Genomic DNA, 14,715 nt, shown 5'->3' with positions numbered 1-14,715 from the left:
CACCGCGACAACGAAAGAGAGAACCCCTGTGACCGCGTTCAACGACGAAGCCGTCACCAGCGACGCCCTGCGCCGCACACTCGGCGTCAGCCGCCGCCGTTTCCTCACCACCTGCACGGCCGTCACCGGCGCGGCGATCGCCGCCCCGGTCTTCGGCGCCGCGCCCGCCCTGGCACAGGACAGATCCGCAGCCGCCGGCGATGACCGGGGCCGTTCCGCTCTGGTCCCGCCGCACAAGCGCGGCATCATCCTCTACACCGTCCGTGACGCGGTCGGCCGCGACCCGCTGGCCTCCGACCTGCCCTCCGGTTTCCGTGAGGTGTTCAAGCAGCTGTCGCGCTTCGGCTACCGCCAGGTGGAGTTCGCCGGATACGGCCAGCACGCCAACGCGCCCGGCGGCGCCGATCTGGGCACCGTCCAGGGCGCGAAGCTGCTGCGCTCCTGGCTCGACGAGTACGGGCTGCGGGCGCAGGGCAGCCACGGCTTCATCCCGCCGTCCTGGCCCCTGACGACGGCCGACCTGGACACCTTCAAGCGCTGGCTGGAGATATCCAACATCCTCGGCATGGAGCACATGGGCACCGGCGCCGACCCCGTCAACACCCCCTACCGGGCCGACTGGGACGCCGCCGCGCAGAAGTGGAACACCCTGGGCGCCATCGCCCGCCGCGAGGGCATCAAGCTCTACACCCACAACCACGACAGCGCCTACGACTTCCTGCTCGACGGCGGCCCCCTCGACGCCCAGGGCCGGCCGACCCGCAGCTCCGGCATCCGCAAGCTGGAGTACTTCCTGAAGACGACGGACCGCAAGAGCGTCTATCTGGAGCTGGACGTCTTCTGGGCACACGTGGCCCAGTACAAGTTCCACACGTACACCGCCCACGACGGTTCGCAGCGCAAGGACGTCTTCGACCCGGCCGCACTCGTGGTCCGCAACACCCAGCGCTTCCCGCTCTTCCACGCCAAGGACGGCGTCGTCAACCTCCAGAGCGGTATGGGCTACGACATGGTGCCGTTCGGCACGGGCGACATCGACTACCGGAAGTTCTTCACCCGGGTCGGTGCGAAGAACTACCACAACCCGATGGTCGAGCAGGACAACGCACCGAGCGCGACGGTTCCCGGCCAGTCCCTGGAGTTCGCCCGCATCGGCTACGGCAACCTCGCGGCCCTGCGCCCCTGCAACTGACGCAGCGTCACCCGTAGCGCCCGCCCGGGCGCCTTGACGTCGGGCGGGCCCCCGGGCCTGCCCGAAAGGACCCGCAACCCAAGACGAACTTTCCTCGAAAAGGTTGAAACTTTGTCCTTGACGAGTTGAAAGTGTGCGCCCTAGCGTCCAACTCACGCATTTCGCCTGGCTTTTCACCCGCCGGCCAGACCAAAGGAGTTCTGAGTGCGCAACAGACGGATCGTCACCCTCGCGGGGGCGGCTGCGCTGGCCGGAGCCGTCGGGCTCCTGCCGCTCACCCCGGCACAGGCCGCCAAACCGGACCCCGCACCGCCGGCTTCGTCGGACTTCCAGAAGGTCACCCTCAACGACCGCCCGGGCGAGCCCATGGCCCTGGCCGTCCTGCCCGACCGGCGGGTGCTGCACACCGCGCGCACCGGAGAGGTCCGCATCCACGACCCCAAGAGCGGCGTGAACTTCCTCGCCGCCGACATGAAGAAGAGCCCCGCCGGGCTCTACCAGCACGACGAGGAAGGCGTGCAGGGCATCGCCGTCGACCCCGGCTTCGCCAAGAACCGCTGGGTCTACCTCTACTACTCGCCCCGCCTGGACACCCCCATGGACGACCCGGCCACCCCGGGCGTCAACGAAGGCGACGCCCCGCAGTTCGGCACGGCCCAGGAATTCGCCAAGTACAAGGGCGTGACCCGGCTGTCACGGTTCAAGCTCGTGGGCAACAAGCTCGTCTACGCCAGCGAGCAGAAGATCCTCGACGTGCCCGCCGACCGCGGCATCTGCTGCCACGTCGGCGGCAAGATCGACTTCGACAACAAGGGCAACCTCTTCCTCTCCACCGGCGACGACTCCAACCCGTTCTCCTCCGACGGCTACGCCCCGCTCGACGACCGCGCCGACCGCAACCCCGCCTACGACGCGCGGCGCACCGCGGGCAACACCAACGACCTGCGCGGCAAGGTCCTGCGCATCAAGACCAAGCCCAACGGCGGCTACGCCATACCGAAGGGCAACCTCTTCGCGCCCGGCACCGCGAAGACCCGCCCCGAGATCTACGCCATGGGCCTGCGCAACCCGTTCCGCTTCGCAGTGGACGACAAGACCGGCGAGGTCTACGTCGGCGACTACTCGCCCGACGCCAACACCGCCAACCCGGGCCGCGGCCCCGCCGGCCAGGGACGCTGGATGGTCATCGACCGCCCCGCCAACTACGGCTGGCCGTTCTGCGTGACCCAGGACATGCCGTACCAGGACTACGACTTCGCCACCCAGACCTCCAGCGGCGCCTTCAACTGCGCCAAGCCGGTCAACGACTCGCGCCACAACACCGGCCGCAGCGAGCTGCCCCCGGTCACCGACGCGGAGATCGTCTACGGCTACGGAGCCTCCGCGGAGTTCCCCGAGCTCGGCACGGGCGGCATCGGCCCCATGGGCGGCCCGGTGTACAGCTATGACCAGCACAACAAGGCCCAGAACCGCTGGCCCCGGTACTTCGACGGCAAGCCGCTCTTCTACGAGTGGACCCGCGACCAGATGAAGGCCATCACCCTCGGCAAGAAGAACGAGGTTCTGAAGATCGAGGACGCGATCCCCTCGATCACGACGGACGGACCGATCGACGCCGAGTTCGGCCCCGACGGCGCGCTGTACGTCCTGGAGTACGGCACCGGTTACTTCGCGGAACTGCCCGAGGCCCAGCTCTCCCGCATCGACTTCACGCGGGGCAACCGCACCCCGGAGCCCAAGGTCGCCGCGGACGTGGTCAACGGCACCAGCCCGCTGACGGTCCAGTTCTCCAGCGCCGGCACCAAGGACGCCGACGGTGACGCCCTGCGCTACGCCTGGGACTTCGACGCCAACGGCACCGTGGACTCCAGGGAGGCCAACCCGAAGCACACCTTCACCGACAACGCCGTCTACGACGCCACGCTGAAGGTCACCGACAGCACCGGGCGTTCGGCCTCCGCCTCCGTTTCCGTCGTGGTCGGCAACAAAGCGCCCACCGTCTCGCTCACCACCGACCCGGCCCCGCACGGCGGCACGCCGTTCCACTGGGGCGACACGGTCACCTGGCAGGTCACCGTCACCGACGACCAGCCGGTGGACTGCGCCAGGGTCAGCGTCTCGTTCATCCTCGGCCACGACTCGCACGGCCACCCGCTCTCCACGAGCAACGGCTGCTCCGGATCGTTCGTGACCTTCGTGGACGGCGGTCACTCCGGTTCGGACAACCTCAAGGCGGTCTTCAACGCCACCTACACGGACTCGCCCCCCGACGGCCTGCCGTCCCTCTCGGGCAGCGCCGAGGTCGCCCTGACACCGACCGACTGATCCAACGCGACGACACCGCAGCGGGGCGCCACCATCGGCGCCCCGCTACCGGTCAGGCAGTCCAGAGACGGACCACGCCGTCGTCGAGCCGCAGGAACTGCCGGGCACCCGGGTGGTAATGCGTGGGGGAGAAGTCGGGAACGGTGCCCAGGAGCTTCCCCTCGGCCGGATCCCATATCGACAGATCGGTGTCACCACTACTGAACAGGTGAGTACCGTCGCTGAACAAGCGGCCGGCCGGGCCCTCGAACGCAAGCAGTTCCACGGCCAGCGGGTCGCGCGGTCCACTCTGAACGGCTCGACTCGTATCGAAGATCCGTGCCCCGGACGGCACCTCACCGTCGACATCCCTGATACCCACGACGGCGACCCGGGCCGAATCGATCCAGGTCATGCCATGGTTCCAGGCGTCGCCCCGGTCGCAGACATCGAGCCGGCTCGGACCGTCCTCGGATTCCCAGACATTGCCTTCGATCCAGGAGTCGAAATCCCACACCACAGGGATCCCGGCGGGATGCCACACCCAGCCGTCGTCCAGGATCCGCTTCCCATCAGGGCTCACGTACAGCGCGCCGTGGAAGTAGTCGAGTTCGTGTTCCGGCGCCGGGATCGAGCGGTCGGTCAGCAACGCCCCCGTTTGCGCGTCCGACACATCCAGGCGGTTCCAGCCCGTGCGGTGGATCACCACACAACGCCCGCGACTCTGCGCGAACTCCAGTGAGAACGGCACTGTGTCCTCGTTGTCGCCCTGGTTGTCACCATGGTTGTCCAGTTCCAGGGTCCAATCGCCGGTTTGGAGGTCGACCACCTCGCCATAGCGGCCGAAGTCATTGACCACCGCGGCGAACATGCCGTCGTGGGAGGCGTGCAGGTGCCTGCGGAGCACCCAGTCACCCCATGCCTCGCGATCTTCCTCCGGAACCTCGGTGGCCGCGAGGGCCTCTTGATCACCGCTGGCCACGTCCCACCGGCTGACCATGCCGTCCTCGCTCAACGTCAGCCAGATGGGCCGATCGCTGCCACGCACGGGCGCCACATCGACGACAGCGCCCAAACGCGGCGGCACCGGGATCTGACTGACGGCGTCACTGCTACCGATCATGGTTTCCCCCCGCTCCCCAAAACCGAAGCGGCAGCATATCCGGGCGGGACTCGCTGCCGGACAAAGAGAGTTGCGGCCTTCTCGCGTATCTGATGAGCGGCACGGGCCAATACTGTGAGCCCGTCCGCACGATCGGGGAGAGGCATGACAAGTAGGTTCACCGAGTTGGTCGTTGACTGCCACGATCCGGAGCGCCTCGCGGGCTTCTGGTGCGAGGTCCTGGACTTCAAGGTGATCGACCGGGGCGAGGGCAAGGTGGAGATCGGATCCTGGGAGCCGACCGTCGAGGATGTCCGGGCCCGCCAGATGCCGCCCACCCTCGTGTTCATCCAGGTGCCCGAGAGCAGGACCGTGAAGAACCGCCTTCACCTCGACGTCAGTCCGATCGACGGCAGCACCGAGGACGAGGTGACCCGATTGCTCGGCCTCGGCGCCACCAAGACGGATGTGGGCCAGGGCCCGGACCGAAACTGGGTGGTCATGGCAGACCCCGAGGGCAACGAGTTCTGCGTCCTGCGCACCCTGGCCCCGCAGACGTAGATGGCGAGCGGCATCCTGGGCGCCGAATGTCTCGCACGGCAGGCACCTACTAGGTACCATCGGGTGTATGCCATCCCTGAACGTGTCGTTCACCGACGAGGAGCTCGAAGGAGTCCGCGCGGCCGCGGCCGCCGACGGCAAGAGCCTCAAGCAGTACCTGCACGACCTCGGTGTCCGTGAGATGCAGCGCAGGCAGTTCATCACGGGCGCGAGCCACTGGGCCGATCGGCTGCGCGGGGAGTTCGACGACGCCTTCCCCGACGACGTGCCGCCCGCCGAGCGCCCGGGCGGAGCCACAGCCGCCTGATCCACCTGTACATCGACGTCTCCTGGCTCCTCGATGTCCAGGAGGCCGCCCTCGGCAACGACGAGGACATGTCCGTAGCGGACTACTCCGCGCTGGTCGCCGCCGTCGCCCGGCACAAGACCAAGCTGCCCACCCTTCAGGCCGCCGACCCGGACGCCGCATGGCGCGCCGCTGCGCTCATGCACACCATCGTCCGCCTCGAGCCCCTCCCGTACCGCAACGGCCTGTACGCCGCGTTCGTCACAGCCCAGTACATGAGCCAGTCCGGCGAGGGCATCGACCCGCCGTACGGCGCCCTGTCCGAGCTCGTGCGGAAGATCCGCGACACCCGCCTGCGCGTTCCCGAGGTCGCGGACCAACTGCGCTCCTGGAAGATCTGACCGGGGCAGGGACCAGCCGGGGAAGTGGCGACGCCGCCGACGCGTGCGCTACGACTTCAGCTGGGCGTACATCGCTTCCAGGCCAGCGGACAGCTGGGAATTGACCCAGCGGGTGGTGTCGTCGGTCAGCACCTCGTGGGCCCCTGCCTCGATGCCCTCAAATGCGGCTACGGCGATGTCGCGGGGGTCGGCCTTCGTCCTGCGGGGTCCTGGATGTCGGCGGACGTCAGCCGGCCAGCTGGTTCATCTTGCGGATCTGCTTGTCGAAGACCTGGGCGGGAGCGACGCGGCGCAGTATGCGTGCGCGTCCGGCCATGGGGCCGGCGGTGTAGCGCAGTTTCGGTTTGGCGTCGGTCGCTGCCGCGACGATCGCCTTGGCGACGACGGTGGGGGCGTCGCCGTCCCTGACCGCGTCCGCCATCAGGCGGTCGACGGCGAGGCGCTGCTTCGCGTAGGCGTGCAGGGGGATGTCGGGCTTGGCGCTGTTGGCCTCGAATCCGGTCCTGGTGTAGGCGGGTTGCACGATGAGTGCCCGGATGCCGTGGTCTCGGACCTCGTGGTCCAGGGACTCGGTGTAGCCCTCGATCGCGTGCTTGGAGGCGGCGTAGGCGGCCATGTAGGGCTGGGGCAGGAACCCGAGGACGGACGAGATGTTGATGATGCGACCGCGTCGCTGCGCGCGCATGTGCGGCAGGACCTCGTTCACCATGCGCATGACCCCGAAGACGTTGGTGTCGAAGAGGGCCTGGACTTGTTCGAGGGAGGTTTCCTCGGACGCGCCCATCGAGCCGACGCCGGCGCTGTTGACCAGGACGTCGATCCGTCCGAACCGCTCGCTCACTTCCTGGACCGCGGCGGTGACCGAGGTGTCCTCGGCCACGTCGAGGCCGACGAATGTCACGCCGTCGAGCGGGGCGACGCGTGAGGTGTCACGGCTTGTGCCCACCACGGTGAAACCCGATGCGGCCAGCGCGAGAGCGGTTTCCTTGCCGATGCCGGAGGAAGCGCCGGTCACGAGTGCCACTGGCCGGTTCGTCGCCATGATGAATTCCTGACTGGTGCAAAACTGATCGGTTTCCCCTCACTGTAAACCGGTCGGTTTCCATGTGCAAGCCCGTCATCCGCGCCGCGATCGCCGAGTTCGCGCTCAAGGGCTTCTACCCGCTGAGCGCTTCGGCCGTCGAGCCTGCTCCAGGACGGGGTGCGGGGCGCCTCAGCGCATGTGTGCCGCGTCGAGCAGGGTGGTCACGGTGGGAGCGATGAGCCCGGTCAGGTCGTCGGCCTGGATTCCCGCGCGAGCGCTGGCGCCGTCGAAGACGAGGATGAGCTGGCGGGCCAGCAGGTCGGGATCGCTCGCGCCACCCTGTTCGGCCTCGGAACGGAAAAAGGCCGTCAGGTTCGCCTTGATCTGGTGGGCCACCTGGCTCGCGGGGTGGGCCTGATTCTTGAGCTCGACCTGAACGGCCAGGTATCGGCAGCCCCGGAAGTCGGGCTCGCCCGCCTGCGCCTCCATCCGGCCGAAGACGTGCAGAATCCGCTCGCGGGGTGAGCGGTCGTCGTCCGCCATCGGCAGCAGCTCGGCAACGAAGGCGGAGGCGCGCTCCTTCAGGCTCGCCGCCAGCAGTTCGTCCTTGCTCTCGAACAGCTGGTACATGGAGCGCTTCGACACTCCCGCCGCCTTGCACAGCGCCTCGACGCCGATGCCGACACCGTCTCGGTAGGTGAGCGTGGCCGCTGCTTCCAGCAGCCGCGCTCTGGGGCTTGGCTTCACTTCGGTGGTCATGTCACGAGGTTAACTCGAATCGACGGGATTTGAGACCGATCGGTTTACTTGCGGTGTCGGGTAGGCCGTCGAGACCGTGCGGACACCTGTGGGCCAACGAGAGGCGGCTCGGCGACGGCCCCGGGGGAAGGGCCGTCGCCGAGCCTCGAGGATGCGCGCGCGTCCCGTGCCTACGGGGCGACGCGCATCGGTCCCATTCCCAGTAGCGGCCGCTTCCTCGGTGCGTCGCGTCGGCTACGCGGGGACGGCGGCCTTCTCGGGCTTCGTCTCGGCCGGGATGCGGTGCAGCCCCTTGCGGTCGTACCACCTCAGCGCGCCGAAGCCGAACAGTGCGGCCGTCACGAGACCGGCGGCCATCATCACCCAGCCCCGCGTCAGCCCCGCGTCACCCTGGGCGTCGTAATAGAGGATCGAACGGATGCCACCGGTGATCTGTCGCAGCGGCTCGAACTCCGCGAGGAAGCGGTAGAAGCCGGGCAGCGCCTGGAGCGGAGTGGTGGCGCCGGCCGTCGGCACCGCCATCCCGATGAAGACCAGCGTGACCACCAGCATGCCCGGCGTACCGAAGACGGCCAGGAGGGTGAGCGCACCGATCCCGGAGACCGCGATGGCGCACACCGAGTACAGCCACAGCAGCGGCAGATGGGCGGCGTCCATCCCCATGAGGCCGACCGCACCCACCATGACCAGGGTGGCCATCAGCAGGGACAGAACAGCCATGAGGGTGCTGCTGATGGCGAGGGTCTGCACCCGGGTCGCCCGGATCAGCGGGCGGTGCAGGCGCAGCGGGCCCATGTCGTTGTGGGTGTAGCCGAGGGCGTGGTCGACCTGGCCGCTGATGACATTGGCGGAGAGCATGCCGCAGACCACGAGGACGAGCGCGTAATAGAACGCCGTCAGGCCCAGGCCGCTGTGCGAGTCGAGCCGATGGCCGTCCTTGACGGTGACCGCGGCCGGATCGGCAAGGAGGAGTTGTGCCGCCGCGGGCAGTTTTGCCTGCACGGTCCCGCTCTGGGCGGTCAGTTCCCTGCCCACCTGGAGCGAGGCGTTCTCGGCCGCCTGCGTCGTCGCCGCCCGGGCCAGGCTCGATCCCACGCTGCCGGCGGACTGGTTGGTCAGCACCGTCAGCGTCGGACGGACGGGGGTCCCGGTGGTCCCGGGGCCGGTCAACGCGGTGGCGGACGAGGTGAATTCGGCCGGGACGACGAGCGCGCCGTACAGCTTGCCCTCGCCGAGTTCGTCCTTCATCTCCTTCTCGTCCATCACCTTCCAGTCGATCTTGTCCCCGCTCGCGGTCGACTTCTTGATCGACTCGGTGATCCGGTCCCCGAGGCTGACCTGCTTGCCGCCGACGACGGCTCCCTTGTCGGCGTTGACCAGGCCGACGGGCAACTTGGTCATGTGATCGACCGGGTCGATGTTCGCGCCGACGTAGAACACGGCGAACAGCAGGGCGAGCACGCCCGTGATGACGCCGTTCGCGATCCACAGGGGCTTGGCGCGCAGGACGCGGAAGGGGTGAATGCCACTCATGACGTACGTGTCTCTCGGTCGGTGGACGCGGAAGGCTTCGCCGGGGGCTGCCAGCCGCCGGTCACTTCCTTGACGGGCTTGTGCGGGAAGCGGCGCCGGGCGTACTCCTGCGCGTGGGAGCCCGGCAGGACGTACAGGGTTTCGTTCTTGTCCTGGAGCGGTCGCAGCACGGTGTCCATGAACGACTTGCGGTCGTCCAGGTAGGGGCCCAGCACGTCCTCGCCGGCGGGGCAGACGGCGAGGCAGTAGCCGGACTTGTAGCCAGGGGGTGAGGACAGGCTCTGCCACATGGAGGCGCTCTCGGAGTCGGTGACCCGGGAGCGGTAGTCGGCGGCGTCCTCGCTGTCGGCCACCGTCTGCGCCCAGTCGGTGAACCCGCTCATGAACTCCCGGTAGTTGTGCGTGGTGCAGGCCAGGGCGTCGAAGGCGCCGTCCTTGGCGATGGCGCCGACCGGGCAGGCGGCGACGCACAACTTGCAGTCGATGCAGGGGTTGTAGTCCAGCTGCTGCCCGTACGTGCTCACCTCGGCGTCCACCAGGACGGTGGCCAGCAGGACGAAGCTGCCGAACTTCGGGTGGATGACATTGCGATGCAGGCCCATCACACCGAGCCCCGCGGCCACCGCGACCGTCTTGTGCGCCACCACCCAGATGCGCCCGGGGAATCGGTCCATCTCCTGGGGGAAGCCGACCGAAGGATTGAGGGCCCGGTAGCCGGCGTCCTGGAGTGCCTGGGTGACACCGCGCGCGGCGTGGTTGGCCTTCTCGTCGCTCTGGTGGAACTCCTGGTTGGCCACGCTTCGGGCGGGGGAGCGGCAGTTGTCGCGGTTCATTCGGATCGCCATCGCGATCAGGGTGCGGGTGCCGGGCAGCGCGGACTGTACGTGCTCGCGCTCACCGGCCAGGTCGGGGTGGTCGAGGCTCACCGCCGCAGCATCGTCCGCGCCGGCCGCCAGGCACAGCTCGCGCAGCCATTCCGCGTCGATCACCCCCGGCGGACTCACCGCGGCACCGGCCCTGCGCCGGGCCAGTACAGCCTGTACCGACGGGTGGGCGGCCAACTTCGCCGGAAGCCGGGGAGCCGGGGTCGTCGGTTGCCCGTCGGCGTCGCGCGCGGCAGTCATCCGTACTCCTGGGGATTGGGGGTCGAGACTCGCCCTCACAGCGAGAAACCGATCAGTTTCACCACCGTAAACTGATCGGTTTCCGCGCGCAAGCCCGAGCTGCGAGAGTCCCTGCGTGTTGGGGGCGTGGCGCCGCGTGCGTTCTGGGGAGCCGGTGATGGGCGCGGTGTGCCCGCCTTATGTGCTTGCGGGGCGAATGTCACTCGCGCCGGCACCTGGGGTGCGGGAGCCCGAACCTGCGAACCCGGCAACCGGCTCCTCGCTGTCCCGCCATCCCGTTACCAACGCCCGCAGCGCCTGCTCGTAGCAGTCGGCGACCGCGAGCTCCGGCGGCTCGTTCCCGGACAGCACCAGGGACACCAGGCCGTGGGCCGTTCCCCAGACCGACAGTGCGACGACCTCGGGGTCGGACGTGGGCCCGAACTGCCCGGCGAGCTGTCCGCGGTGCACGGCGTCGACGAGGGGCCGGTACGTCTCGACGACCTCGCGCGGCCTGTCCGCGTCGGACGGGCACTGGGCGCTGCGGTCGGAGAAGAGGATCGCGTAGAGGTGCGGGTTGGCGACGGCGTACTCGCGATAGGCCAGCCCGATCCGGATCACGTCGCCGGCCGGGTCGTCCGACGGGCGGACGGTGGCCAGGCGCTCGACGAAGAGCCGCACGGCCTCCTGGTACAGGCTGCTGAGCAGCCCGGCCTTGCTGCCGAAGAGCGAGTAGACCGCCGTGGTCGAGGTCTTCGCGTCGGCGGCGAGCTGTCGCAGGCTCAGCGCGGCCGTGCCCCGCTCGAAGACCGTGGCCGCCGCGCGGTGCAGGAGCTTGAGCCGGAGCGCTTCGTCATGTGTCTTGGGCTTGGCCATGGTGCCAGCGTATTACAACACCGTTATGAATGCTCCCTCCCTTGGTGGCTTCGAAGCGCCTGCCGGGCTTGAGGCGAGCAATCAAAACACTGTTATGGTTCCTTGGGCGGACATCGAAAGCGCACCTGACGTGAGGGCCTGCGTACGAGTCCCACGCGGCCTGAACCGGTGCCTGGCTACCAGACCGCCCCTGTCCTCAGCCGTGAGGAGAAGGCCGCCTACGACGCCGGTCACTTCCTCCAGAAGCAGCAGCCCGGCCTGCTGGTCGAAGGCCGGCCCCAGCAACGGCTGACAGCAACTTCCCACTTATCCAGGAGTCTCCATGTTTGAAAGATTCGGGCGTCTGCTCCACCGCAGGCGAAAGCCCCTGCTGATGCTGACCGTGCTGTTCGCCGTCCTGTCCGGGGCCTACGGCGCCGGAGTCTTCGGCTCCCTGACACCGCTCGGCTTCCAGGACCCCGGCTCGGACAGCGTGCGGGCGGCGCACATCGCCGAGAAGGCGTTCCCGCAGCGGACACCCGACGCGGTGATCGTCTACCGCGACAAGGACCGCACCGTCGACGACCCGTCCTTCCGGCAGGCGGTCGTCCGGCAGCTGGAGTCGCTGCCGACGTCGGAGGTGACCGGCTACCTGGACTTCTGGACCACCAAGATGCCGGCGCAGGTCAGTCATGGCCGGCACGCCACCTACGTCGCCCTGAACCTCCACGGCAGCACCGAGAAGGCCAAGGAGGACGCGTACGAGGCGGTCAAGGACAAGATCCCGGCACCCGGTCTGCAGACCCTCCAAGGCGGAACGGTGCCCACCGGCCACCAGGCCAGCGCGAAGATCGAACATGACCTGAGAACCGCGGAAATCATCTCGGCCCCCGTGCTCTTCCTGCTCCTTCTGGTCGTGTTCGGCGGTCTGGCCGCGGCCTTCCTCCCGCTGATCGTCGGCGTGCTCTCCATCCTCGGCTCGATGGCCGTCCTGCGGACCATCGCCAACATCACCGACGTCTCCGTGTTCTCCATGAGCCTGGTCACGATTCTGGGTCTCGCGGTCGCCATCGACTACGGCCTGCTGATCGTGAGCCGCTACCGCGAGGAACTGGCGGCCGGCCACACCGGCGAAGAGGCGATCGGGCGCACCCTCGCCACGGCCGGCCGCACCGTGATGGTCTCCGGCACCACGGTCGCGGCGGCGCTGGCCGGCCTGACCCTCTTCCCGTCGACCTTCCTGAAGTCGATGTCGTACGGCGGTGTGGCAGCGGTCCTGCTGGCGGTGCTCTTCTCACTGGTCGCGCTGCCCGCGCTGCTCGCCGTCATGGGACCGAAGGTCAACGCCTTCCCGCTGCGTCGCAGGAAGGCCACTCCTCCGACGGCGGCAGGTGAGGGTGCCTGGTACCGGTTCGGGCACGGCCTGATGCGGCGGCGGTGGTTCGTGGTGGTGGGCGCGGTGGGCCTGCTGCTGACGCTCGCCCTGCCGTTCTCCAGGATCGAGTTCGGTTCCATCAACGCGCAGCAGCTGCCGAGCACTTCCGAGGGCCGCCAGGTCTTCAACGCCATGGAGCACGACTTCGACGGCGACGCGGTGAAGTCCATCGACTCGCTGCTCGTCCTGAAGTCCGACGGGACCTCGAAGGAGCAGGGCGCGGCACTGAAGGCGTACGCCGAGCGGCTCGGCGCCACCGAGGGCGCCACGGGCGCCCGGATCAGCGGCATGGAGGGAACCACGGCCCGGGTGTCGGTCACCTTCGACGGCAATCCCGTCTCGACCCACGCGCGCGACCTGGTGAACCGGCTCAAGGACGTCCCCGAACCGCCGGGCGCCCGGGCGTACTTCGGCGGCGAGTCGGCGGTGTACGACGACACCCTGGACGCGCTCGGCGAGACCCTGCCGTGGATGCTGCTCTACATCGCGGTGATGACGTACATCCTGCTGTTCCTCGCGTTCGGCTCGGTGCTGCTGCCGCTGAAGGCGATCGCGATGAACATGCTGTCGCTGACCGCGACCTTCGGTGTCCTGGTCTGGATCTTCCAGGACGGTCATCTGCACCACCTGCTCGGCTTCGACCCGACGGGCAACATCGAGCCCAACATGCCGATCATGCTGTTCGCGCTGATCTTCGGACTCTCCATGGACTACGAGGTGTTCCTGGTGTCCCGGATGCGGGAGCAGTACGACAAGCAGGGCGACAGCACGGAGGCCGTGGCGACCGGGCTGCAGTCCATCGGCCGCCTGGTCGTGAGCGCCGCGGTGCTGATGTGTGTGCCGCTCGCGGCGATCGGGATGAGCGATGTGCTGACCATCAAGCTCTTCGGCGTCGGCATGGTGTTCGCGGTCCTGGCGGACGTGCTGGTGGTGCGGGTCCTGCTGGGAACGGCCGTCATGAGGCTGCTGGGCAGGGCGGCCTGGTGGGCTCCGGGCCCGCTCGCCCGCTTCTACGACCGGTTCGGCATCAAGGAGGGCGACCTCCCGGCAGAGGCCGACAAGCCGGTCCCTGTCGGGGTCTGACCCCTGTCGGAGTCCGAAACCCGGTCGGGGCCTGAACCCGGCAAGGGGCCGAAGTGCCTTCCCCACGCGGCACTTCGGCCCCTGCTGCGTCTTCATGGCGTGAGCGGGAGTACATGCCGGTGTCCTGCCGTCTGGCCACCCCACCGACGGTTCACTCCGTCGGCTGCTCACCCCGCCCGCCCGCCCGGCGCTGGTGGCGACGGTGGTTCGCGTCCTCCTGGGCCAGCCGTCGCAGCAGCCTGACGACCGGCTCGAACAGCACGGTGAGGACCACCGCTCGCTCGGCGAGGGCGATGCGGTCCTCGATCCCGTCGAACTGCGCGAAGTCCAGGTCCGCGGTGGAGGTGGCGAGCCGTGCATAAGGGACGAGGTCGTCGGCCGTGTAGTCGGTGCCGAGGCGGCTGAGTGCCGCGAGGCTTTCGGCGAGAGCCGGGCGGTGCGGCGACGCGTCGGAGATCTGCCAGCCCATGTTCTCGATGAGAGCCTCGACCCTCGCGGCGGCTCCGGCCGGTGCCACCTCGCCGGCGGCGCTGTCCGGACCGGTGCCGTCCTCGCCGTCCTCGCCACGCTTCCCGGTCGGGTCCTCCGTCTCCGCGGACGGAACGGGCAGCGCGTGGTGGACGACGCCCAGGGTCTCGAACGCGTCCAGCGGGCGGTCGACGGCTTCGAGCACTTCACGGGTCCGGGCGACGGAGAGCCCGCCGAGCTGGATGAGGGAACGGATCAGGCGGAGCCGCTGGAGGTGCTCCTCGTCGTATTCGACCGTGGTCGGGTTGAGCGCGCGGCCCTCGGGGAGCAGCCCTTCCCGGCGGTAGTACTTGATGGTCGCCGCCGGTACCCCGGACCGTCGGCTGAGCTCTGAAATCCTCATGCGCTCCCTCACGCTCAACTGTCCCACCAGTATCGCGTTACCGGGGGTTGCCCCACCCGACTCGATAGTGCCACTATCAGGCGCTCGGTAGCGACACTATCGAGTGCCTCTGCGGTGTGCCCGCTGCTCCGTGCGCATGGACAAACGTGCTCCCGTGGAAGTCGCCCGCACCGACGCGGCCGCACCCGGCCGCAGTTCTTCCCCCT

Annotated in this window: 13 protein-coding genes; 6 read left to right on the top strand and 7 right to left on the bottom strand. The window is 68.7% G+C overall.

The features are described from left to right. Nucleotides 1-28 precede the first annotated feature (28 nt). Both QF037_RS04405 and QF037_RS04400 read left to right on the top strand, forming a co-directional pair. On the top strand, nt 29-1,192 hold the full coding sequence (locus QF037_RS04405) for a sugar phosphate isomerase/epimerase family protein (protein WP_307021988.1): 1,164 nt from the start codon (nt 29-31) through the stop codon (nt 1,190-1,192). A gap of 204 nt (nt 1,193-1,396) precedes the next feature. Next, complete coding sequence (locus tag QF037_RS04400; RefSeq protein WP_307021986.1) at nt 1,397-3,517, top strand: PQQ-dependent sugar dehydrogenase; 2,121 nt, start codon at nt 1,397-1,399, stop codon at nt 3,515-3,517. Between the two features lie 52 nt (nt 3,518-3,569). Here the strand turns inward: QF037_RS04400 and QF037_RS04395 are convergent, their stop codons facing one another. After that, nucleotides 3,570-4,619, bottom strand: a complete 1,050-nt coding sequence (locus tag QF037_RS04395; protein WP_307021984.1) for a hypothetical protein — start codon at nt 4,617-4,619, stop codon at nt 3,570-3,572. A gap of 144 nt (nt 4,620-4,763) precedes the next feature. On the opposite strand from QF037_RS04395, the gene QF037_RS04390 reads away from it, so the two are divergent. The 3 genes from QF037_RS04390 to QF037_RS04380 all read left to right on the top strand — a co-directional run bounded on the left by QF037_RS04390 (nt 4,764) and on the right by QF037_RS04380 (nt 5,846). Next, the gene (locus QF037_RS04390) at nt 4,764-5,159 is read left to right on the top strand and encodes a VOC family protein (RefSeq protein ID WP_307021982.1); all 396 of its coding nucleotides are present in this window, start codon (nt 4,764-4,766) and stop codon (nt 5,157-5,159) included. A gap of 67 nt (nt 5,160-5,226) precedes the next feature. Then, complete coding sequence (locus QF037_RS04385; protein WP_307021980.1) at nt 5,227-5,466, top strand: hypothetical protein; 240 nt, start codon at nt 5,227-5,229, stop codon at nt 5,464-5,466. Further along, on the top strand, nt 5,466-5,846 hold the full coding sequence (locus tag QF037_RS04380; RefSeq protein ID WP_307036978.1) for a toxin Doc: 381 nt from the start codon (nt 5,466-5,468) through the stop codon (nt 5,844-5,846). The genes QF037_RS04385 and QF037_RS04380 overlap by 1 nt, the downstream gene beginning before the upstream one ends. A gap of 226 nt (nt 5,847-6,072) precedes the next feature. Here QF037_RS04380 and QF037_RS04375 read toward each other — a convergent pair whose 3' ends face one another. From QF037_RS04375 to QF037_RS04355, 5 genes are all read right to left on the bottom strand, one after another. After that, nucleotides 6,073-6,888: an oxidoreductase gene (locus tag QF037_RS04375; RefSeq protein ID WP_307021978.1), complete on the bottom strand. Its 816-nt coding sequence runs from the start codon at nt 6,886-6,888 to the stop codon at nt 6,073-6,075. A gap of 171 nt (nt 6,889-7,059) precedes the next feature. After that, nucleotides 7,060-7,629 (bottom strand): TetR/AcrR family transcriptional regulator, encoded by a 570-nt coding sequence (locus QF037_RS04370; RefSeq protein ID WP_307021976.1) that lies wholly within the window; start codon nt 7,627-7,629, stop codon nt 7,060-7,062. A 234-nt stretch (nt 7,630-7,863) separates the two neighbouring features. Further along, a complete protein-coding gene (locus QF037_RS04365) occupies nt 7,864-9,162 on the bottom strand; it encodes a DUF3533 domain-containing protein (protein WP_307021974.1) in 1,299 nt (432 codons plus the stop codon). Further along, nucleotides 9,159-10,286 carry a 4Fe-4S binding protein gene (locus tag QF037_RS04360; RefSeq protein WP_307021972.1) on the bottom strand — a complete coding sequence of 376 codons (1,128 nt, stop codon included), beginning with the start codon at nt 10,284-10,286 and terminating at the stop codon, nt 9,159-9,161. Before QF037_RS04360 ends, QF037_RS04365 begins: the two co-directional genes overlap by 4 nt. 177 nt (nt 10,287-10,463) lie before the next feature. Continuing rightward, entirely contained in the window at nt 10,464-11,141 is a 678-nt protein-coding gene (locus QF037_RS04355) for a TetR/AcrR family transcriptional regulator (RefSeq protein WP_307021970.1), read from the bottom strand. Nucleotides 11,142-11,463: 322 nt separating this feature from the next. Between QF037_RS04355 and QF037_RS04350 the strand changes: the two genes are divergently transcribed. Beyond that, on the top strand, nt 11,464-13,638 hold the full coding sequence (locus QF037_RS04350) for an MMPL family transporter (protein ID WP_307021969.1): 2,175 nt from the start codon (nt 11,464-11,466) through the stop codon (nt 13,636-13,638). Nucleotides 13,639-13,789: 151 nt separating this feature from the next. On the opposite strand, the gene QF037_RS04345 is transcribed toward QF037_RS04350, so the two are convergent. Next, nucleotides 13,790-14,509 (bottom strand): MerR family transcriptional regulator, encoded by a 720-nt coding sequence (locus QF037_RS04345; RefSeq protein WP_307021965.1) that lies wholly within the window; start codon nt 14,507-14,509, stop codon nt 13,790-13,792. Nucleotides 14,510-14,715 lie beyond the last annotated feature (206 nt).

Origin of the sequence: Streptomyces canus (genome assembly GCF_030815415.1) — a bacterium.
GTDB lineage: Bacteria > Actinomycetota > Actinomycetes > Streptomycetales > Streptomycetaceae > Streptomyces > Streptomyces canus_F.
Note: the sequence above shows the minus strand (reverse complement) of the source record. Positions and strands in the feature narration are given on the sequence as shown.

Excerpts from the sequence above, each read along its gene's own strand:
- QF037_RS04395 (WP_307021984.1), bottom strand. The coding sequence starts at position 4,619 with ATGATCGGTAGCAGTGACGCCGTCAGTCAGATCCCGGTGCCGCCGCGT.
- QF037_RS04390 (WP_307021982.1), top strand. The coding sequence starts at position 4,764 with ATGACAAGTAGGTTCACCGAGTTGGTCGTTGACTGCCACGATCCGGAG.
- QF037_RS04385 (WP_307021980.1), top strand. The coding sequence starts at position 5,227 with ATGCCATCCCTGAACGTGTCGTTCACCGACGAGGAGCTCGAAGGAGTC.
- QF037_RS04375 (WP_307021978.1), bottom strand. The coding sequence starts at position 6,888 with ATGGCGACGAACCGGCCAGTGGCACTCGTGACCGGCGCTTCCTCCGGC.
- QF037_RS04370 (WP_307021976.1), bottom strand. The coding sequence starts at position 7,629 with ATGACCACCGAAGTGAAGCCAAGCCCCAGAGCGCGGCTGCTGGAAGCA.
- QF037_RS04365 (WP_307021974.1), bottom strand. The coding sequence starts at position 9,162 with ATGAGTGGCATTCACCCCTTCCGCGTCCTGCGCGCCAAGCCCCTGTGG.
- QF037_RS04360 (WP_307021972.1), bottom strand. The coding sequence starts at position 10,286 with ATGACTGCCGCGCGCGACGCCGACGGGCAACCGACGACCCCGGCTCCC.
- QF037_RS04355 (WP_307021970.1), bottom strand. The coding sequence starts at position 11,141 with ATGGCCAAGCCCAAGACACATGACGAAGCGCTCCGGCTCAAGCTCCTG.
- QF037_RS04350 (WP_307021969.1), top strand. The coding sequence starts at position 11,464 with ATGTTTGAAAGATTCGGGCGTCTGCTCCACCGCAGGCGAAAGCCCCTG.
- QF037_RS04345 (WP_307021965.1), bottom strand. The coding sequence starts at position 14,509 with ATGAGGATTTCAGAGCTCAGCCGACGGTCCGGGGTACCGGCGGCGACC.